Source organism: Vibrio sp. MMG023, from assembly GCF_021654215.1.
Taxonomy (GTDB): Bacteria; Pseudomonadota; Gammaproteobacteria; order Enterobacterales; family Vibrionaceae; genus Vibrio; species Vibrio jasicida.
Map to the genome: position 1 here is coordinate 486,161 of NZ_JAKFZP010000001.1, position 21,586 is coordinate 507,746.

Sequence of the window (21,586 nt, forward strand, 5' to 3'; positions counted from 1 at the left end):
GGGTGAAATCGTTGGCTCTATAAACTTAATTACGCCCGTTTGGGAAAGCGAAGTTTACCGCCAGTTCGGTAGATCACCAAAGAGAATAAGATAAGAGCGCAGCCGACGAGTTTATTAGAGGTCAGCACTTCGCCATACCAAATCACACTTAGAATCACAGTCCAGACAGGTTCAAGGATCATAATCAGTGCAGCGTTACCCGCTTGGACAAACTTTTGCCCCATGGTTTGCATCACGTAACGTAGACTGGTTGCCAAAAGCGTGCTCAACGCAAACCAAATCCAAATTGATGTGCTTACCTCTGTCGGCACCGTTTCCACCAAAGATGAAATCAGCAAACCAATCAACCCCGTGACAAACAGTTGGATACACGTTAGCAACAACACAGGCAATTTTTGCGAATACTTGCTGTTTACGTTGAAGTGCAAAGCGAGCATCAAAGCCGCGCCCAAGAACCAAAGCTGACTGCTAGATTGTTGCCAACCACCAGCCAAAGACAAACATCCTAGACCAAGAATCGCGATCGGGAGTGACACCCAAAAAATTCGTTGAGGTCTTTGACGAAACATAATCCACGCGACAATGGGTACAAACAACATCGATAGGCTCATGATGAATGCACCCTCACCTAGCGTGTCACTGATTGAAATCGCGTAGATCCAACACATCAGTGCGCCACCTAAAAGCACACCCACGCCTGCCGCAGCAAAAATATCTTTCTTATTAGCAGCACGAAGCGGTTTGATACACAGAGGCAGCAAACACAATGAAGCGATGGTGAATCGCAGACCGATAAATCCGAATGGTGGGAGACCTTGAATGGTTTCTTTGGAGAAGATCCACCCTAATGCCGCGATCATCGTAGTAGCGACGAGCACGAATGCAGCTTTGAGTTCTGAGTTAAGCATAATTACTCACAAAAAAGACCCTACGAGGGATTCGTCAGGGGTTATTTATCATTGATTTTAATGCGTGACAGCTAGTTATATTTGCATCGCAAATGCTGACTTTATATGTAATTAGAAAGGAGGGTGTTAACGTTTGCGAAACGCTCACAGTATACATGGCAGCTTGATTATCATCGAGATAATTACTGCATTTATCAGCGATTATTTATGCAGTTTATACCGAATGAAATCCCTATCAAATCATCAGGCTAAAGCTCAAATATTGTACGGAATAACCTCCATTTCTGGCATCACGAAAATGGTATAATTCAAACGCAATAAAACAGACATCAGGAGGTGCTTTATGAGACATTCGACCGTACTCTTTTTCATTCTGATTGCCTTGCTTATTATCGCGCCAGTAGGCCTTGGTTCCTTATTCAGTTTCGTCTCTTCTATACGATCTAGTCACTTAGAAGCTGATCCGGTTTCTATTGCCCATATTTACGACATGATGATTTATCGCGGGCGTTAGTTTGTTTTCGATCCTATCTTTCATTCATGGGGTCTTCCGTGAAACGAAGGCTCCCAGACCTTGAAATTCCAACTCACCTAAAACTTTGTTCAAAAGCTCTTTTGTTTGATTTTGTATCAATTCCCATCCATACCCTATTCAACCGTAGCTAACCCGTTATTTTCCTGTCGATTTATTCACCAAAATTTTGCCCTAATCGTTACGTGTTCACGTATTAAATAGAAAAATTCACAACTAAATCGGCTCGTACGTAGCGATATTGTCAGTACCTGCTTACTCTTTAACCTACAACTATAAAAAATACGCCAGTGCATTCACGCCACCAATAACAGTGAAAATCTGGAATATCAGCGCCCGAGTTAGTGAAACACGCATTCAAATTACTAGGGAATCAGTGATGAGATTAAAGAACACCCAAAACATGAGCGCAGCTTTGAGGACGGCTCTCGTCGTCGCTGTGTGCATCTCTCCCCTCACCTTTGCGGCAGAAGGTGATGAGCAATTCGAAGTCGGCAAAGAAAAAGCGAAAGTTTGTATGACTTGTCATGGTGTCGATGGCATATCGACCATTGATGCGTACCCAAACTTACGCGGCCAGAACAAAACCTATCTGATTTCTTCCCTTAAGGACTACAAAGCGAGGGAGCGAACCAGTGGTCTCGCGGTGCTGATGCAACAGCAGGCCGACGCCCTCTCTGATCAAGACATTGAAGACATTGCCCACTACTACTCTCAGCTAGGCAAAGAAGCTCAACCTTAAACGAGGAGCGTTCTTATGGAACAAGCAGCAACTCAATACAACACTAAAGTTGTGAAGTATTTTGTGTTGGCATCGTTAGTTTGGGCTATTGTCGGGATGATCATTGGTGTGATCCTCGCGGCGCAGTTGTATTGGCCAGTACTTAACTTCGATTCTCAATACTTCCAATTCGGTCGACTCAGACCACTACACACTTCCGGCGTAATATACGGCTTTGTAGTCAATATTTTGATGGGTACCTCTCTCTACATCGCTCAACGCACCGGACGATGTAATCTCTTTAACCAAAGCTTATCTTGGATGGTTTTCTGGGGTTGGCAACTGGTACTCTTTTTGGCGTTAATCAGTTTGCCCGCTGGCTACACAACTTCAAAAGAATACGCTGAGTTAGAGTGGCCAATCGACCTTTTGATCGTCTTAGTCTGGGTGCTTTATGCGGTGCTTTTCTTCGGCACAATCGCCAAACGAAAAGTCGACCACATTTTCGTAGCCAATTGGTTCTTCGCAGCGTTTATCATTGTCATTGCCATGATCTTCATCGTGAACAACTTGGCCATGCCTGTATCGTTGATGAAATCTTATTCCGTCTTTGCTGGAGCGCAGGACGCCATTGTGCAATGGTGGTGGGGTCACAACGCAGTGGGCTTCTTACTGACTGCTGGTGTGATTGGTATGAATTATTACTTCATACCAAAAGTGGCAGACCGCCCTATTTACTCTTACCGTTTATCTGTCATCCACTTTTGGGGCTTGGTTGGTTTTTACACTTGGGCAGGTACCCACCATTTGGTTTATTCATCGGTGCCTATTTGGGTACAAAACATCGGCATCATCATGTCACTCATTCTTTGGCTTCCATCTTGGGCGGGCGCTTTCAACAGTGCGATGACACTGCTACAAAACAAAGAGAAGCTTAAATCTGACTACATTTGCCTGTTCTTCTTCTCTGCCATTCTTTACTACTGCTTAGCCACATTTGAAGGGCCTCTACTGGCAATTCGCTGGTTCAATATGCTCGCGCACAATACTGAATGGGTCATCGGTCACGTTCATTCCGGCGCATTAGGTTGGGTCGGTATGTCAGGCATTGCGGTGTTCTACTACTTCATCCCTCGTCTATGGAACAAAACAGATTTGTGGTCAAAGCGTTTGATAAAATGGCACTTCTGGCTCGCGCATGCTGGTGTTGCGATTTACGCCATCGCGCTCTGGGTTGCTGGTATTGGCGAAGGCTACATGTGGCTAACTCAGAATGAGAATGGCGAACTGGTTTACAGCTTTATTGAAGCCATGAATTTTAAAGCGCCATGGTTGTTCCTGCGGTTCTTTGGGGGCGCACTCTTTGTACTTGGCCTATTCCTGATGGCATTCAACTTGTACAAAACCGTGCGTTCTCCATCGGTGTTAGTGGCAAAGGAGGCATAAGATGAGCAAAGACTTTACTCACTCAGTGGTCATCTTGATCATCACTACGGTGGTTGTGGCCTCCTTCTCACTCGCAGTTTGGGTTGTGCCGAATATTCTTCGCACCGACGACATCGCCAAAGGCAGCTTGGCCAAGCCTTTAACCGCCATTGAGCTTGCGGGTCGCGATATTTACATCAGTGAAGGGTGTCATGTCTGCCACACGCAGATGGTTCGTCCTCTAGAGCCTGAGACCAAACGCAACGGTCGCGCAAACAAGGAATCAGATGACATTTACGAATTCCCTAACCTATGGGGTTCAAAACGCACAGGTCCGGACTTAACCAACCTTGGCCGTAAATACTCTGACCAATGGCATGTATTGCATCTCATCGATCCTCGTCAGGTCATTCCAACGTCCATAATGCCGGCCTACCCTTGGTTGTTCGAACAAACGCTCTCGGGCGATGCAATTGTCGACAAGATGGAGACACTACGCACATTAGGGGTTCCATACACAGACCAAGAGATTTCCGACGCGCGCTTGCAAGTTCGCGGTAAAACCAAAGGCGAAGCGCTGATCCGTTATCTTCAAAGTCTTGGCCAAGATACAGCACAGGAGGTGGCTCCATGAGCACATTCTGGAACTGGTGGGCCGTTGCCTGCACAATAATCTTCTTTGTCCTGATGGTGGGCGTTATCGTCAAGTATTGGCGAAGCAACCATAAAGCAGACCAAGACCACACGATCGCCTCTTTTGATGGGATAGATGAAAAGGACGCGCCACCACCTAAACTCCTCTTCATTAGTTACGCTGTCGCGTTTTTACTCTCCGCAGGCTATTTGGTTCTGTATCCAGGGCTTGGTGAATGGAAAGGCTTGGCGAATTATGACCAAGCGGACGACAAACTTAGCTCGCCATCAACCACACTCGACCAGCAATTTAGCCAAGTAACCGACACCTCTTTGGCGGCACTTGCACAAGATGCCGATATTGTTCGTAGTGGTCGTATGTTGTTTCAAACCCATTGCGCAGCCTGCCATAGAGATAATGCACAAGGGCAAAAACACTTTCCTAACCTTATCGATAAAGAATGGATGTACGGCGGAGATGATGAAGCCATCATTCATTCCATAGCGAAAGGCCGTAACGGTGCGATGCCCGGCTGGGTTGAAGTGATGAGAAAGGACGAAGTGGACAAGGTTTCTTACTATCTTGCGTCACTCAATCAACGCCACAGCAATGTGCCTGAAGTTAAAATAGAGTTGGGTAAGACCTTGTTCGTTCAATACTGTGCCTCATGCCATGGAGACGGTTCTATCGCTAATCAAGAAACGGGAGTGCCCGACCTTTCTGATAGCGTATGGCTTCATGGTGGCAGTATTGAAGAGATTCAACACACCATCAATTACGGTTTGAACAACTTGATGCCTGCGTTTGAAAACCAACTCTCAGAGCACGAGATCCTCGCGATTGGTGCTTACATCCGCAAAGCCGGCGAAGAGGAAGAGCAGAAGCTCGCAGTACTTAACGCTCAATCTGTCGAGCGTGGTGAATATCTAGCACACGCGGGGGATTGCGTCGCTTGTCACAGTGCAGAAGGTGGCGAACCTTTTGCCGGCGGGCTACCGTTTGTTACGCCATTTGGCACAATCTATTCGACCAATATTACTCCTCACGCCAGTGAAGGGATTGGTGAATATGACTACGACAACTTCCGTGATGCTCTGGTACACGGTAAAGGCAAACATGGTTACTTGTACCCGGCAATGCCTTACACCTCTTATCAATACCTCACGGAACAGGATATGACGGATTTGTGGGAGTACATGCAGTCTATTCCTGCCGTGGCGCGTCGTAACGATGAAAACCACATGATGTTCCCATCGAACATTCGTCTTGGTCTACTTGGCTGGAACATTGTCTTTATGGACACCGACCCTATCGACTACAACCTACCCTCAGAGCTTGAGGGCACGGTGGATGACGTAGAGAAGTGGCAGAAAGGCAAATACTGGGTTGCAGGCTTAGGACACTGCTCAGAGTGCCACACGCCGAGGAATATTGCTCAAGCATTGATTCCTGAGCGCATCTTCCAAGGTAATTTGATTGACGGCTGGAACGCACCTGACATTACGTCCACGGAGCTGTATGTGGGCGGTTGGGATGAGAAGACTCTGACCGACTTTTTGCACACAGGTCACTCAGACAAAGGCACTGCTTTTGCTGGGATGGCTGACGTGGTCAAAAACAGTTTGAGCTTAATGACTCGTGAAGACGTTGAGTCTATGTCCTACTATCTACTCAATGGTGACGTAAACAACTTCATTGCCGCCGATGCCGTTCCTTTGGAGCCTAAAGGGTTTGACGAAGCGGCTTATCAAGAGTCAATCTATGCAACTTACAAGCAAACATGTGGAGCATGCCATGGTAACGATGGTAAAGGACGAGATCCGATAGCACCAACGCTCTTGAACAACGGCATTATCATGCACAGTGACCCGTTTAACACCATTGCAGTAACGGTACGAGGTTTACAACCAACTTACATTGACCCTGAACGTAACTTTATGCCGATGGCAAGCTTTGAAGACATCTTATCAGACGCTCGTTTGGCAGAATTGATTACCTTCGTACGTAAACACCTCGGCGATCAACAATCGCCTGTTACGCCAGCAGACGTTCGAGAAGTAAGGGAAACCTTAGGAGCCGCAGGTTATGCCGGAGGACTGCATACCACACCAGATATGTATGACCGACGAGATAACAACATCCATATCAAGTAACTAAAGTGGCGAGTATCAGGTACAAAAAAAGCCCTTTCCAATCGGAAAGGGCTTTGACTTAGTTCCCAAAATTTTTGCCGTTTTACAGCAGTTCTACCGACTGTTGAGCGATAACCCACTCTTCATTGGTAGGAATAACCAGTGCTTTCGCACCAAGCAACTCAGATGTAGCAACAACACCTGCGTTACCAAATCGAGCGTCTTCGTTACCTTTCACATCTTCAACAAAACCTAGCAGTTTAAGGTTGTTTAAGATTTCACGACGAATTGGCATAGAGTTCTCGCCAATACCGCCAGTGAAGATGATGCCGTCAAATGAATCTAGAGCAGCAAGGTAAGACGCAATGTATTTAGACACACGGTATGTAAACACTTGGAACGCTAGAGTTGCACCTTCGTGACCCTCTTCCATCGCTTCCAAAATACCGCGTGCATCACTTGTTAGGCCAGAAACACCTAAGAAGCCTGAAGCCTTGTTTAGTGAGTTAAACACTTTCTCTTGAGACCAACCTTTCTTCAGAAGGTACTCAATGATACCTGGGTCTAGGTCACCACAACGTGTGCCCATCATCAGGCCAGACAGCGGCGTGAAACCCATAGATGTATCTACAGACTCACCATTGTTGATTGCACAAACAGAAGCACCGTTACCTAGGTGAACAGAAATGAAACTTGATTCTTCCACTGGTTTATTCAGCATCTTCGCAGCTTCACGGCTTACGAAGTAGTGGCTCGTACCGTGGAAGCCGTAGCGACGAATTCCAAAGTCTGTATAAAGTTCTTTAGCAATTGCACCGGTGTAAGCTCTTGCAGGCATTGTTTGGTGGAACGCAGTATCAAACACAGCAAACTGAGGCAGCTCAGGGAATGCAGCCATAGAAGCACGCATACCAATCGCATGAGCAAGGTTATGTAGAGGGGCTAAGTCACTTAACGCTTCTACGTCTGCAATAACAGACTCATCTAAACGGACTGTCTTGGTAAACTTCTCACCGCCGTGAACCACTCGGTGGCCAACAGCAACAACATGGTCAATTAATTTGTACTCTTTTACTAACTCAACTAATTTTGCTACTGCAAGTTGATGGTGGTTCTCATTACCTTTAATAGCAAATTCAAATTTTTCACCGTTGAATTTCCAGCTCATACGAGCGTCTGATAGACCAAAGCATTCGCCCAGACCACTTAGCACAGCATCGCCAGATTGTGAGTCGATGACTGCAAATTTTAGTGATGAGCTACCTGAGTTGATCACCAGTACAAACGAATTAGACATGAAATAGTTTCCTGTTGTGGAGCAAAGGTTGTAATTGCGCATCCGCGCTTCGTACTTCTTGTTTGTGCTCTCTATTATTCAATAATTTTTTAATCTTTCAACTATCTTTTAGTGTTAGTTGCTCGTTTGCGTAATTTTTGTTGATCTATGACAAGTTTAAAATTTATTTGAGCAGTGAAATATATCAAATTCACTCAACAAAAGTGGAATCAGACACTTAAAATCATCAATATATGAGTAAGAAAACAAAAATATTACGAATTTTTTTGAATGAATAGAGTATAGAAGAGCAGAGACAAAAAAGCCGAGCATTTCGCTCGGCTTTCATATTCAACTATTTTTTAATGCAATAGTGTGCAGATATTATGCGTCTTGCGTGCGACGACCACGGCCGTGACCACGTTCACCACGGTGTGCACCACGGTGATCACCGCCACGGTTACGATCGAAACGACGTTCGCCACCTTCACGGTTACCTTCGCGGTTGCCACCTTCACGGTTGCCATCGCGGTTACCACGGAAACCACCTTCGCGACGACCGCCTTCACGACGATCACCACCACGGTTGCCGTTGCCGCCTTCACGGTTGCCACGGTAACCGCCGCCATCACGACGACCACCATCGCGACGACCACCGTCACGACGACCGCCACCACGAGACTCACGGAAGTCATCGAAGTCACAAACTACAGCGCCAACTTCTTGTTGACGGATGCGAAGCTTGCTTAGCTTGCTTGCTGCGTCTGAAGTCATTGCTTTTGGTAGCTGAACAAATGTGTGACCTTGAGCTAGCTTAATCGCACCGATAGAGCCTTTGCCTAGACCAAGCTCGTTAGCTAGAGCACCAACGATGTCTTTCACTTGAACACCTTGCTCACGACCTACTTGAAGCTGGTAAGTATCCCAATCTTGTGTATTGAAGCTGCGACCGCCTTCACGACCGCCTTCGCGACGCTCTTTACGACGTTGCTTGTCACGTTCAATCGCTTCAACCATTGGGTCTTCGCCAATGTAGAATAGAGGACGTTTACCTTGCTGACGCTTAAGAAGCATTGCCGCAAGCATCGCTGGGTCGATTTCTAGAGAAGTTTGTAGTTTCTCTACTAGCTCAGCGAATTTGTCTAGAGACTTGTGCTCTTTCTCAGCTTCTAGTTCAGCAGCTAGCTTGCTTAGACGAGCTTCAGCAACTTGGTCACGTAGAGGAAGTTGGATTTCTTCCATAGATGACTTAGTTACGCGCTCGATAGTGCGAAGCATGCGGATTTGGTTAGTGCGAACAAGTAGGATCGCTTTACCTTTACGTCCAGCACGGCCAGTACGACCGATACGGTGGATGTAAGACTCAACATCGAATGGGATGTCGTAGTTAAATACGTGTGTAATACGTGGAACGTCAAGACCACGTGCAACAACGTCTGTTGCAACTAGGATGTCGATAACACCTTGTTTGATATGATCAACAGTACGCTCACGTAGAGACTGAGGAATATCACCGTGCAGTGCAGCAGCTTTAAAGCCACGTGCAGATAGCCAATCAGCTAGACGCTCAGTGTCTTGACGAGTACGTACGAATACGATTGACGCGTCAGTTTCTTCAGTTTCAAGAAGACGAGACATTGCTTCATCTTTCTCTACACCCTTCACTACCCAGAACTGTTGTTGAACTTTGTCTACAGTGTGGTTTTTACCAGCAACGTCAACAGTTACAGGATCACGTAGGAAGCGCTCAACAATGTTTTTCAGCATTGGTGGCATAGTTGCAGAGAATAGAACACGTTGAGCTGATTCAGGAGCGTGCTCCATGATTGCAGTTACGTCGTCCACGAAACCCATGTTTAGCATTTCGTCCGCTTCATCAAGTACGAAAGTGCTAACTTCGTCTAGATGTAGACGTTCACGGTTGATAAGGTCTTGAACACGGCCAGGAGTACCTACAACAACGTGTGCACCGTTTTTAAGAGCACGCATTTGATCCACGATAGAAGCACCACCGTAGATTTCTAGAACTTTAAGACCTTTGATATTTTTACCAAGGTTTTTCATTTCAGCCGCAACCTGAATCGCTAGCTCACGAGTTGGAGCAAGAACGATTGCTTGTGGTTTACGCTGATCAAGATCTAGCTTGTTTAGAAGAGGCAGAGAGAATGCTGCCGTTTTACCTGTACCCGTTTGTGCCTTGCCCAGCGCGTCAGCACCTTCCAATAGGTGTGGGATTGCCGCAGCCTGAATTGGAGTTGGTGACACGAAACCCATTCCGTCTAGAGCAGAAAGGATAGAATCATTCAGAGATAAATCACTGAATTGAATAACAGAATCTTGCATTGGGATCCTACTTAATTAAACAAAAAAACAGTCCCATATGCTCTTCCAATTCGATACTGATCCATCCAGATACTAAATCCATTCAGAAAGGAATTAGCACAGTACACAACCGCGATAAGCCATTAGGGACGACTAAGGGAGGCGGATTATTCCTTAAATGCATAAAAAAAGCTAGAAAAAATTGAATTACATCACAATTTATTCTCACTAATGGTAATATTCGCATAAAATTCCACCTACCCCTCCATTCTCCGTAGAGAAAAGCACCACAACGCTGTTCAATTCATCAATAATTCACAGTGAATTTGGGGGCTTTAGGTAGTAATAATAGCCCGCAATGATTATAGTGTGCCCAATTCCATTGGTAAGTTAAGAAAAGATGTTTCAAGATAACCCTCTATTAGCTCAGCTTAAGCAACAAATCCAAGAAAACCTGCCTAAAAAAGAAGGCTCAATCAAAGCAACCGATAAAGGCTTTGGCTTCCTGGAAGTGGACAGCAAAACCAGCTTCTTCATCCCACCAGCGTACATGAAAAAGTGCATGCACGGCGACAAAGTCGTTGCCATCATCCGCACTGAAAACGAACGTGAAGTCGCAGAACCACAAGAGCTGCTAGAACAAGCTGTAACTCGCTTTATTGGCCGAGTAAAAATGTTCAAAGGCAAGCTAAACGTTGCACCTGATCACCCACAGCTGAAAAAGCTCTCTCTTAAAGCGAAACTAAAGAAAGGCTTAAAGCCTGACAATTTCGTTGAAGGCGACTGGGTTGTTGCTCATCTTATTCGTCACCCTCTTAAAGGTGACAACTCATTCTTCGTAGAGATTTCTGAGAAGATTACCGATGCAAACGACAAGATTGCACCTTGGTGGGTAACGCTTGCACAAAACGATTTGCCAAACTCAGAGCCTGCTGGCATTGATAACTGGGAATTGAAAGACGATGCGGATCTAGAACGTGTTGATATGACACACGTGCCTTTCGTCACCATTGACGGCGAATCAACCAAAGATATGGACGATGCGCTGTTTGCGAAGAAGACAGAGTCTGGCGACTTTGAACTGACCATCGCAATTGCCGATCCAACTGCATACATTACACCAGAAGACGAAATGGATAAGGTTGCACGTGAACGTGGTTACACTATCTACCTTCCAGGTCGTAACATCCCTATGCTTCCGCGTGACCTTGCAGATAACCTATGTTCACTGATTGAAGATGAAGTACGCCCTGCGATTTGCTGTACTGTGACAGTAAGCAAAGAAGGTGTCGTTGGTGATGACATCAACTTCTTCGCAGCAAACATTAAGTCTCATGCGCGCCTTGCTTATGACAATGTGTCAGATTGGCTAGAAAACGGCAGCTCAGACAAGTGGCAACCATCAGAAGAAATCGCAACCATCGTTCGTGACCTATATGACTTTTCTCTTGCTCGCGCTGATTGGCGAGAAAAGAATGCCGTTGTCTTCCCAGATCGCCCCGACTACCGTTTTGAACTAAGCGAAGACAACGACGTTATTGCTATTCACGCGGACATGCGCCGCAGCGCAAACCGTCTTGTTGAAGAATCCATGATCACTGCAAACATCTGTGCAGGCCGTACACTACGTGACAAATTTGAAACGGGCGTGTTCAACACACACGCTGGCTTGAAAGCTGAGAAAATCGAGGAAGTCGTTCAAATGGTAAACCCTGAAGGTACACTTGAATTCACAGCAGAATCAGTTGCGACACTAGAAGGCTTTGCGGCACTTCGTCGTTGGTTGGGCGAACAAGAAACGACATACCTAGATAACCGTATCCGTAAATTCCAAACGTACAGTGAAGTAGGCAACCAACCACTTCCTCACTACGCAATGGGTCTAGATATCTACGCGACTTGGACTTCACCAATCCGTAAATACGGCGACATGATCAACCACCGCATGCTGAAAGCCGTTATTCTTGGCAAAGAACCGGTTCAAACACCTGATGATGAAGTCGGCGAAGAATTAGCACTGCACCGTAAGCACCACAAAATTGCCGAGCGAAACGTGTCAGATTGGTTATATGCTCGTACTCTTGCAGAAGAGCCAAGTAAGAAAACGTGTTTCACAGGTGAGATTTTCGATATTAATCGTGCTGGTGCACGTGTTCGACTTCTCGAAAATGGCGCAGCGGCCTTTATTCCTGGTAGCTTGATTCTTGATAATAAAGAAAGAATTGAGTGTAACGGTGACAACGGTACCATTTCTATCGATAAAGAAGTGGTATACAAACTGGGTGATACATTGGAAATTGTTCTTTCGGACGTAAACCAAGAAAACCGCAGTTTAGTTGCAAAACCGACCCAGGTATTCGCTGATAAGCCAGCGACACAAACAGAAGAATCTGTGAGTGAATAATACCGGTTGAAGTTTAAAGGCGCTCAACTGAGCGCCTTTTTTATTTGTCATGTAAAAACGATAAGAACGAATATGCCGAACATTGAGATCATTCGCTTTAATCACTTCACTGCTCGCAAAAGTGAACGCTACACCGCCACCCACAACGGGTTATATGTTGTTGAGGAAGGCACCCTTGTTATCAACCAGCCAAGTGGCGAACAATTTGAACTGAAAGCAGGAGATTTCACCCTTTATAATTCAGCGGACTTAAGAAGTGCAGAAGCCAAACCTGGCGGTTTTAAAGCGATTGCCTTGGTCTTTGACATTGGTTTGTTCAGTGAATTCAAATCGGCCCACCCTACGATTACATCAGACACCGACGATCGTCGCTTTTATCCATTTTCAGCTCAAGGCCACCTAGTTATCTCGCAGCTTAAGAGCGCGTTAATTGAATTAGCAGATAACAAAGCACCACAATACGCTCAAAGCCATATTGCCCTCGCCCTGTTGTCACTGATGGTAGAAGTTCAGCCAGACATCTTATCTATCATTGATGACGCAAGCAGCCTAACCGCGTCTCAGAAGGCGATTAAGTATATTGAAAAGAACATAGAAAAAGACATTACGTTAGAAGCGTTAGCAACGCACATGAGTATGTCTATCGCCACACTCAAGCGTAGATTGGCAGCGGAGAACCTTTCGTTCTCTCATATTTTGAAAGTGAAGCGCATCAACCATGCAGCAACCCAACTTCGTGTCTCTCAGAAATCCATTACTCAAATTGCCTTTGAATCTGGATTTAAAAGCGCAGCACATTTTAGTACCGCATTTAAATCGATTTACAGCATCACGCCAAAAGAGTTTCGTAGCCAAATCGCAAAGTAATCGGGGTTGAAGATAAGTTAGCCATCAATCCCAAAAACACGCTTGAGGATCGCTTTCCAGTTCGGCGAGAAGCACCTCAAGCGTTTGACTACTTGGTAGCTTCTCGTAAGGTATCCATACCAGTTCTTCTTCACTATAGGTCGGAACATAAAAGCACCAAAGCTGAGTTTTAGCATCAAATAGGATTTTAGCGATGGGAGATGTGTACTCACTGTGTTGTGAATCAAGTAAGAAGTGCGCATGATAAAGCTCGACACCGTTCTCTATAGGCTCGTACAAGCACTTCCCCAGCGCTTCTACTGGCAAATTGACATTTCGTCTAGCGCAAAGCGTTTGAACCAACTTATGTAGGCGACTGGTCGCCATTTGAGACACGGACATGAGCGTACTCCTGATATGTTGTTCTTAGTATATACCCAAGTGCCTGAGAGAGGCAGAAATCACCATCGGGCATGCGCCCGCTCAAGTCTAGAATAGCATCGCATTTGATGCCGAAAAGCTAACTGCGTCACCTCTTTCACTTCAAATCAGTGAAACCCTCCCATCCGATATTATTGATAGTTATCAACATAAAACGAGCGCAATCGATAATTCGCTATGGATATCAATCTGCATTCACAAAAGTGTAACCTGAACGAAATATGATGAGCGCTGCGATATACCGTATATGGAGTTCAATATGTTACGTTTTACTGTGGCAACTGTATTAGCCATGGCTCTTTCCCTTCCTTCTGCTGTGGCAAAAGAAGTGAATATTTCAGGTTCTACTTCCGTTGCACGAGTAATGGATGTACTTGCAGAAGAATATAATAAAACACACCCTGATGATTATATTGCCGTGCAAGGTATTGGCTCAACCGCTGGTATCACTATGGTAAATAAAGGTGTGGTTGAGATGGGGATGAGCTCTCGCTATTTAACAGAAAGAGAGAAAGGAGAAGACTTAAACGTATTCCCTATCGCTTATGATGGTCTTGCTGTTGTTGTTAACCGCACTAACTCTGTAGCCAACCTTTCGGAACAACAACTGTTTGATATCTACAAAGGTAAAGTCGACAACTGGAAGCAAGTTGGCGGTACAGACCAACCTATCGCAGTCGTCACGCGTGAAGCCTCTTCCGGTTCTCGTTACAGCTTTGAAAGTCTACTTGGATTAACCAAGATCGTGAACGACCGCCTGGTCTCTGATATCAATCCGAACAACCTTGTCGTCAACAGCAATAGCATGGTAAAAACCATCGTAAACCATAACCCTCACGCGATTGGATTTATCTCTGTTGGCTCAGTTGACCGGTCAATAAAAGCGATTCAATTTGAAGGCACTGCTCCTACAGCGAGCAATATCGCCAATCACAAATACAAGCTAGCTCGCCCATTTTTAGTTCTGTACAAGGTCGATGGATTGGAAAAAGCAGGCAAAGACTTCGTGAAGTTTCTGAAGTCGCAAGAAGGTCAAAAAGCGATTGCAGATTACGGTTACACACCGGTAAAAAGCTTCAATCAGTAAACCGCGGATACAAAAAAGAGAGCCTAGTTGTGCTCTCTTTTTTGTTTGAATCTTTTTATTCCAATTAGAAATGCAACTGAATCACAGAAACAACTACCGCTCCAGGTCGACGAATACCTTCAATTTCTACTTTGATTTCACGCTCAATCTCAAGGCCTTTCTTGATTGGTGTGATTTTAGTAAGCGTACTTGATGCACGTACATTGTTACCCGCCTTCACAGGGTACGGGAAACGTACTTGGTTTAAACCTAGGTTCACGACCAACTTTGCTGTTGGGAACATTGGTTTTTCTGGATCAACAGAGTCTGTCAGCTTCGGCAAAAGCGCCAACGTCAGGAAACCATGAGCAATCGTAGTTTTAAATGGTGATTCTGTTGAAGCACGTTCTGGATCGGTGTGGATCCATTGCATGTCTTCCGTTACCGAACCAAATTGGTTGATACGTTCTTGAGAAACATGAACCCAGTCACCCACGTGGATCACTTCACCAATCTTGTCGCTCAACTCATCGAAAAGCACTTGTGCTTCTGGTTTTAGGACAATTGGATCAGGTTGAGAAATCACTTCCTCATTCACAGCAGGCTGCTGATGATCACGTACTTTAGAAAAAAGAAAGCTGCTTTGTGCTCGACCTAAAAAGTCACCCCAATAATCGCGTAGCGTTGGAGACATCCAATTCATAAACTCTGATTGGTGAGCAGAGATCGCACCAACTTTGTCTTTAAATAGATTCGTGACTTTCATAAAAACCCTTCGATAAATTCAAGCACAACTGGCTATACCAGTTAATTTTGAATTAACTCACACTATGTTGCAAATACTTTCGGGCGAACACATGTATACTCAAAGTCATTTAATTCTTATTTTTCATGAAGATAGCAATAAAACACTATTTTATTAAGTAACCACAACATAAAGTAAATACTCTACAATATATCGTAACAATCATCTTTTCTACGGTAATTTGTGATATTCACCTTCTAGAAGTGTGACTATAAAACGCGCAAACAGTTCTTTTAGATGAAATCAATACTTTACAACGTTTTCTACTCACCCTATTATACGTCCCGCAACGGAGAGATGGCTGAGTGGTTGAAAGCACCGGTCTTGAAAACCGGCATACGTTAATAGCGTATCTAGGGTTCAAATCCCTATCTCTCCGCCACATTTAGAAAGCCCGTTGAGAAATCAACGGGCTTTCGTCGTTTTAGCATTTGGAAAATTACGGGATTTCTAACTCCCTAGTCGTGTGCGACCCCAGCACTCCGCCACATTCTAGTAAAAAGCCCGTTAAGAGATTAGCGGGCTTTTTCGTATTTCAGCGGTTTAAAGGTATTAACCCAAATCCCTCCTTGAATGCAAGCCCAGACTAGGCGTCCCCGAACTCCCCCACATTTAGAAAGCTCGCTGAGAAATCAACAGGCTTTCGTCATTTTGAATCTTGTAAGATACAGAACAGCTTGTTCCCTAGTGGTTTGCTCCCCCACTACATACTCTTCCCTTTCACCTTATTCTAGATTTACTGACCAACTCCGCACTTATCGCAATCGACGAAAAAATCCGCACATCAATTCGTTCTATGCAGACTCAGACTTGTTATAACTAGGAGCAAGATAACAATAAATCATGGAAGACAGACACAATGCCGATTCAATTTCATCAGCTTACTGCAAAGGAAAACACTTCTACTCTCTCTATCGACGATTGGCAGATTGAAGCCGGGCAATCTTGGGGGATATTCAGTTCTGAGGGCGATATTGGTTCGATGCTTGGTGACTTACTGTGTGGTGAGATTAAACCTGAATCAGGTAAACTGAACATCGAAGATTGTCATATTGCTCAGGTCTCCCTTTCTGAGCAACAACGATTATTGGAACTGGAGATAGAAAAGGACGATACCGACTTTCTCGACCATATTGACCAAGGCAGTTCCGTTTACCAGTTAATTTTTGAAGTCTGCCAAGATGAAGCCTTCACACAGGATCTGATTGAAGACCTCGACTTATCACATTTAGCAGAAAGCGGTTTTCGAGTGCTTTCAACGGGTGAAACACGACGCGTTATGCTTGCCCGAGCGCTAGCGACCAAGCCTGACTTAGTGTTGCTAGACAACCCGTTTACTGGTTTAGATATCGCTCACCGTGCGTCATTGGCGACTTACCTTCAAACACTCTCTCAATCAGTACAAATGCTGATTACCTTCTCTCGTGAATCTGACATACCTGACTGGATAGAACGTATTGCGCTGTTCAACGCAGGCAAGCTTGATAGCACCATGGATAAGCAAAGCTGGGACCTACACCCTGTCATAGCGCAGATCAAATCACAGTCAGAAAAACAAAGCAAAGAGATGATGACGTTGATTCGCCAGCACCAACATTCAACTCACTTCGATAACCCCATCTTTGAGCTAAAAAACGGCAAGGTCGAGTATACAGAGAAAACCATTTTCACCGACTTGAACTGGCGTATCGACAAAGGTCAGCATTGGCAAGTAAAAGGACCGAACGGCTGCGGAAAAAGCACGTTATTAGGGCTGATATTTGGTGACCACCCTCAGTGTTACAGTAATGATATTCAGATCTTTGGTAAAAAACGCGGTACTGGCGAAACCATATGGGAAATCAAGCAATACATTGGTATGGTTTCTTCCGCACTACATCTGCAATATCGAGTCAACTGCAGCGCACTAGAAGTCATTCTATCAGGGTTTTATGACTCAATTGGGTTGTACTCCAAACCAAGTAAGAAAGAACTCAATATAGCTAAAGAGTGGCTGACAATCTTGCATATGGAGCAGTATGAGAAAACGTCGTTCAAACAACTGGAATATGGTCAACAGCGCTTGCTCTTAATAGCTAGAGCGATTGTAAAACAACCAACGTTGTTAATACTGGATGAGCCCTACCAAGGTTTAGATTACCTTGGTCGAGTGCTGGTAAAAAACACCCTTGAGTTAGTTGCAAAAGAAAACCTAAGCCAGCTCCTATATGTTTCTCACTATCAGGAAGATGGCTTAGAGAGTATTCAGAATTATCTAGAATTCAGATTCGACGAACAGACTCAATGCTATAAAGGGAGTACTGAGTAAGCATTTACTGAGAACCAACCACTTCCGAATAAGGAAGTGGTTTAGCATAGAAATAGCCTTGGTGTAGGTTCACACCTAACATCGTCAAGTGTGCTGCTTGCTCCCGAGTTTCGACACCTTCTGCAATCAGATCGACATGTAGATCCTCAGCCAATCTAACAATTGCATTCAATACCGTGGAATTAACGCTGTCAATCCCGATGGTATCAACAAAGCACTTATCAATTTTCAGATAATCGACCTTCATATGTTGCAGAACTGCCAATGCGGTTTGCCCTGTGCCAAAGTCATCGATCAACACCTGAATCCCATGTAACCTGAGCGCCGCAATATGGCACCTTGCCTCCCCATCAATCAATTGCCTCTCGGTAATCTCAATGCTCATCTCAACATTGTATTGTTTCAGTTTCCGATGAATGGTCTCGATTTTTCTTATTACGTGAGCACCAGCAAGATAACCTGGTGGGACATTGATGCCTAGATGGACTGGCTGTTCGAACTTAAATTGAGAAAAATCCTCACACGCTCTTTCTAATACGAAATCAGTTAGCATCTCCACCAACCCGCTCTCTTCTGCCGCAGGTACAAATTCATCAGGAGAAATAAAACCCTTCTGTTTGTGAGGCCAACGCACTAAGGCTTCATAGCCAAACGTTTTACCAGTTCTCGAATCTACTTGAGGTTGGTAATGCAATAAGAGCTCCCGCTTTTTAATCGCTTTGCGTAAGTCAGAAACTAAACTTCGCTGAGGATCGATGAAGCGATTTACCAAGAAAATTAAGAGATAAAAGAGTAATAATATTGGAAGCGCTGAAATCACATATGAAAAGCGCTTCTGCTCAACGTAAAAATCGCTGGCTTCCACTAGAGCCTCGTAGTCAAACAACTTAGAGTAGCCAAGTGATACTGCGTTTTCTCCCTGCATAGAAGCATCTTTGGGCGCAGAATCCTTACCAACAAACATAGCCGAACGCTTTAAACGTATATCATTACGATAACCAATCGTCGCGCCAAAGTAGTCTCTATCCACGATAGTAACGGCTTGGTATTCCGGTGCATCCTCTTTGGGGGTGATCAGAAATAAGACTTGGTCAGCATAGCCAGTGATATGACCTAGCGTAAGTTCACCTTTGCGATATAGCTGAACATAGTTCTCCATCGGACGATTCATTGATCCCAGTTTCGAGGAACAAATGATCTGACCATCTTTTACGATCAAGGTCTCGTCAATGTGTCTCTCAAACATTAAATTTTGTTGTATTGCTTCACAACGCTCCGGATTGATCAATGCTGTCCGGTTTTCTGTCTCTATTTGAAACAGGATTTCATCCGCAACTTGCAGATTTTTATCAAGAATATGGTCAAGGTTACGTTGAACACTTTGATGCGCTAAATAGAAAACTTCCGCGACAATAAGTGGCAGCGGGAGCAAGTAAATGATGGCTTTTTTCAAAAGCTCTTTATTTATCATCGAGGAATAATCTCTTCTCAATCAAACTTACAAACAAAATACAAATAACGCTTCCCTATCAGATACTTAAGAAACCACTTCAAAAGCAACCGCCAGAACCTATCCACTGATTGAGTATGGTTAACAAGTAATAAAGCCGCAAATATAACAATGAGTTATTGATACATGGCTCATTTGAGAGACAGAGTTTACCAACTTTCAAGACTGGAATGCGATCTGTGAAGAGGAATTCACACAAAAATTGCTAATTTAACCAGTAGGTAAAGGTGAAGTCTGCAGGAAGAAAAATCATGACCCGATGCTTAAATGGCGAGCCCTCCTCTTAAAGGAAAAACATTAATATGGCTTTTTCTCATTATATGAGAATATCCAATCCCAATTATTTTCCTTTTCTCAACGTTTAAGAATTATAGTTGTTGCATACCCATTATCACGTTACAACATGCTCATGACGACAAACAAAGCCAACGCTAATCAGGTAAACGAAAAGGCGCTGCAATTGCTCATGCAAGTCGCAGTTAGTCCATTCCCAGTCTCTGCGAAAACGCTCAGTGAACAACTGGCTGTTCCTTTGAGTAGTCTTTATCGACATTTAAAGCTGCTTAAAGAATGGAACTTGATAGAGGAAAGTGTCCACGACAAGACATTTGTAGTCGGCCCAGCAGCTTTGTTGCTAATGCATAGCTATGAGACCGCGCAACATGGCTTAGATATGGTGGAAACCATTTTAGCTCGCCTAGTTCAACAAACAGGCGAAATGGCCGCTTACATGGTGCCTTCTGGTTACCGCGCGCTTTGTGTCAGACAGAAAGAGAGTATGCAGGCGCTTCGATGCAGCTACGTCCAGGGTCAAAGTCAACCATTGCTTCGTGGCGCCTCATCTAAGGTGATGCTGGCTTTCATGCCTCAAAGCCGTTGCGAAAAAATCTTGCGTCATTTTGGGCAAGATCATCGCCTCAGCGAATGGGAACAAGAGCTCAGTACCATCCGTAAGAACGGATACGCTGTCAGTACATCAGAAATCGATCCTGGTGTTTCTGGCATTAGCGCACCAGTCATGAAAGGAAGTAAATTGATTGGCGCAGTCTCGGTAATGGCTCCGGCTCACCGAGTCGAAAAGGATAAGCAGCGTATCATTTTGCATGTGTTGCAGGCAGCGAGAGCGTTGCCGCCAGAAAGGTAATTCATCATGTTAGGCTTTTTCAAACGCTACAAACTTCATCGAGCTCATAAGTCCGTCCACCATTACCCTTTTTCTTTTATGACGGTTTGTGAGCATTTAGCCCCGATGAGCAGTGGCACGTTTGATTTAGCCGATCAAAGTTTAGAGAATGCCAGTGACTGGCTCTATCAACAACACGATCAAGGCTCAGCCGCAAACCTTGGGCACTTTTCCCATCCCCAGATTGAGAGTGGCGATTTTCAAGAGGCATTAAGCTTGTCTCTTTCGCGCCACTCCATACCGGTTGTCTTATCGAATTGTACCGAAGCCATTCTATCCATGTTGCCAGTTGTGGTTTGCGATAATGACGAAATAGGCATCATAAATATCGGACACCGAATGAGCCTAAAACCGACACTAGACCCTCGCCTTGGCTCCGCTTTTCATTTTGCGCTGTCACGCTACCCAAATGTCCGCATGTTCTTTGCTGGCGCGAGTGAGCAAGATACCAAACAAGAAGCTTGGGACTATGCCGAAGATCAAGGGTGTGATTGGGTTACCGACCGCGAATTTACCTTTCGTTACCGCAATCACCTCAAGCAACAAGTCGGAAGCTATTTAGACCATTGTGATCAGATCGTCATATCAATTGATTTGGCATCACTACTGACAAAAAACAGTCTAGATGGAACACCCGCGCTGGATATACAAATGGTTCTTCGTACGATTCGTTTGTGTCTGGTATCAGGAAAGGTAAAAGCGGTACAACTTGTCGGAGACAAAGATCGTCTTGTCTATTCGAAACAAACGAAAGCAATTCTCCAAGAGCTTTATCAAATGGCTCCTTTAATCGACCATGCCGCATAAGACGTGCTTCTACATCAGAGCCAACATTAAGGTGTTGGCTCTATCAGTTTGGTTACATATAACCCTTTCTTATTATTTTCTAACAATTTGATACGCTAAAAGTGCGACACATACCCACCAAAACTATTGAACTAAGATCACATTCACGTTTTAATAGACTCATATGAACTTGGTATGACATACGAATAAAAAGCAACCAAAGTTCAATAACTAAGCGGGCATACTATAAAAAACTAAACCGCAAACTTAACTTCGATGAGCCTTTT

Annotated in this window: 17 protein-coding genes and 1 tRNA gene; 12 read left to right on the forward strand and 6 right to left on the reverse strand. The window is 44.6% G+C overall.

The window, feature by feature from the left end:
* Positions 1 to 29: 29 nt before the first annotated feature.
* Positions 30 to 908, reverse strand: a complete 879-nt coding sequence (locus tag L1076_RS02125) for a DMT family transporter (protein ID WP_237303047.1) — start codon at positions 906 to 908, stop codon at positions 30 to 32.
* Between the two features lie 343 nt (positions 909 to 1,251).
* On the opposite strand from L1076_RS02125, the gene L1076_RS02130 reads away from it, so the two are divergent.
* From L1076_RS02130 to L1076_RS02150, 5 genes are all read left to right on the forward strand, one after another.
* A complete protein-coding gene (locus L1076_RS02130; protein WP_164492026.1) occupies positions 1,252 to 1,422 on the forward strand; it encodes a hypothetical protein in 171 nt (56 codons plus the stop codon).
* A gap of 397 nt (positions 1,423 to 1,819) precedes the next feature.
* Complete coding sequence (locus L1076_RS02135; protein ID WP_038877234.1) at positions 1,820 to 2,182, forward strand: cytochrome c; 363 nt, start codon at positions 1,820 to 1,822, stop codon at positions 2,180 to 2,182.
* A gap of 15 nt (positions 2,183 to 2,197) precedes the next feature.
* Positions 2,198 to 3,607 (forward strand): cytochrome-c oxidase, cbb3-type subunit I, encoded by a 1,410-nt coding sequence (gene ccoN, locus L1076_RS02140; protein WP_237303048.1) that lies wholly within the window; start codon positions 2,198 to 2,200, stop codon positions 3,605 to 3,607.
* Position 3,608: 1 nt separating this feature from the next.
* Positions 3,609 to 4,220, forward strand: coding sequence for a cbb3-type cytochrome c oxidase subunit II (locus L1076_RS02145; RefSeq protein ID WP_038866596.1), 612 nt, complete (start codon positions 3,609 to 3,611; stop codon positions 4,218 to 4,220).
* On the forward strand, positions 4,217 to 6,373 hold the full coding sequence (locus L1076_RS02150; protein ID WP_237303049.1) for a c-type cytochrome: 2,157 nt from the start codon (positions 4,217 to 4,219) through the stop codon (positions 6,371 to 6,373). Before L1076_RS02145 ends, L1076_RS02150 begins: the two co-directional genes overlap by 4 nt.
* 82 nt (positions 6,374 to 6,455) lie before the next feature.
* Here the strand turns inward: L1076_RS02150 and L1076_RS02155 are convergent, their stop codons facing one another.
* Together L1076_RS02155 and L1076_RS02160 are read right to left on the reverse strand one after the other, a co-directional pair.
* Positions 6,456 to 7,649 carry an acetate/propionate family kinase gene (locus L1076_RS02155; protein ID WP_038866598.1) on the reverse strand — a complete coding sequence of 398 codons (1,194 nt, stop codon included), beginning with the start codon at positions 7,647 to 7,649 and terminating at the stop codon, positions 6,456 to 6,458.
* A 363-nt stretch (positions 7,650 to 8,012) separates the two neighbouring features.
* Positions 8,013 to 9,971 carry a DEAD/DEAH box helicase gene (locus L1076_RS02160; RefSeq protein ID WP_038866599.1) on the reverse strand — a complete coding sequence of 653 codons (1,959 nt, stop codon included), beginning with the start codon at positions 9,969 to 9,971 and terminating at the stop codon, positions 8,013 to 8,015.
* A gap of 379 nt (positions 9,972 to 10,350) precedes the next feature.
* Between L1076_RS02160 and rnb the strand changes: the two genes are divergently transcribed.
* Positions 10,351 to 12,354, forward strand: coding sequence for an exoribonuclease II (rnb, locus tag L1076_RS02165; protein WP_104028919.1), 2,004 nt, complete (start codon positions 10,351 to 10,353; stop codon positions 12,352 to 12,354).
* 72 nt (positions 12,355 to 12,426) lie between these two features.
* Positions 12,427 to 13,221: an AraC family transcriptional regulator gene (locus L1076_RS02170; RefSeq protein WP_038877240.1), complete on the forward strand. Its 795-nt coding sequence runs from the start codon at positions 12,427 to 12,429 to the stop codon at positions 13,219 to 13,221.
* A 24-nt stretch (positions 13,222 to 13,245) separates the two neighbouring features.
* On the opposite strand, the gene L1076_RS02175 is transcribed toward L1076_RS02170, so the two are convergent.
* Positions 13,246 to 13,602: a DUF3024 domain-containing protein gene (locus L1076_RS02175; RefSeq protein ID WP_039975181.1), complete on the reverse strand. Its 357-nt coding sequence runs from the start codon at positions 13,600 to 13,602 to the stop codon at positions 13,246 to 13,248.
* A 298-nt stretch (positions 13,603 to 13,900) separates the two neighbouring features.
* On the opposite strand from L1076_RS02175, the gene L1076_RS02180 reads away from it, so the two are divergent.
* A complete protein-coding gene (locus L1076_RS02180; protein WP_038877242.1) occupies positions 13,901 to 14,728 on the forward strand; it encodes a phosphate ABC transporter substrate-binding protein in 828 nt (275 codons plus the stop codon).
* A 64-nt stretch (positions 14,729 to 14,792) separates the two neighbouring features.
* On the opposite strand, the gene L1076_RS02185 is transcribed toward L1076_RS02180, so the two are convergent.
* The gene (locus tag L1076_RS02185; RefSeq protein ID WP_237303050.1) at positions 14,793 to 15,473 is read right to left on the reverse strand and encodes a MaoC family dehydratase; all 681 of its coding nucleotides are present in this window, start codon (positions 15,471 to 15,473) and stop codon (positions 14,793 to 14,795) included.
* A gap of 330 nt (positions 15,474 to 15,803) precedes the next feature.
* Here L1076_RS02185 and L1076_RS02190 point away from each other — a divergent pair.
* Both L1076_RS02190 and modF read left to right on the forward strand, forming a co-directional pair.
* Positions 15,804 to 15,894 (forward strand) — tRNA-Ser (locus tag L1076_RS02190).
* Between the two features lie 477 nt (positions 15,895 to 16,371).
* Complete coding sequence (gene modF / locus L1076_RS02195; protein WP_237303051.1) at positions 16,372 to 17,820, forward strand: molybdate ABC transporter ATP-binding protein ModF; 1,449 nt, start codon at positions 16,372 to 16,374, stop codon at positions 17,818 to 17,820.
* Between the two features lie 4 nt (positions 17,821 to 17,824).
* Here modF and L1076_RS02200 read toward each other — a convergent pair whose 3' ends face one another.
* Positions 17,825 to 19,291 carry an EAL domain-containing protein gene (locus L1076_RS02200; RefSeq protein ID WP_237303052.1) on the reverse strand — a complete coding sequence of 489 codons (1,467 nt, stop codon included), beginning with the start codon at positions 19,289 to 19,291 and terminating at the stop codon, positions 17,825 to 17,827.
* A 448-nt stretch (positions 19,292 to 19,739) separates the two neighbouring features.
* Here L1076_RS02200 and L1076_RS02205 point away from each other — a divergent pair, with 448 nt between their 5' ends.
* Together L1076_RS02205 and L1076_RS02210 are read left to right on the forward strand one after the other, a co-directional pair.
* Complete coding sequence (locus L1076_RS02205; protein WP_038869667.1) at positions 19,740 to 20,474, forward strand: IclR family transcriptional regulator; 735 nt, start codon at positions 19,740 to 19,742, stop codon at positions 20,472 to 20,474.
* Between the two features lie 6 nt (positions 20,475 to 20,480).
* On the forward strand, positions 20,481 to 21,320 hold the full coding sequence (locus L1076_RS02210; RefSeq protein WP_038869659.1) for an arginase: 840 nt from the start codon (positions 20,481 to 20,483) through the stop codon (positions 21,318 to 21,320).
* Positions 21,321 to 21,586 lie beyond the last annotated feature (266 nt).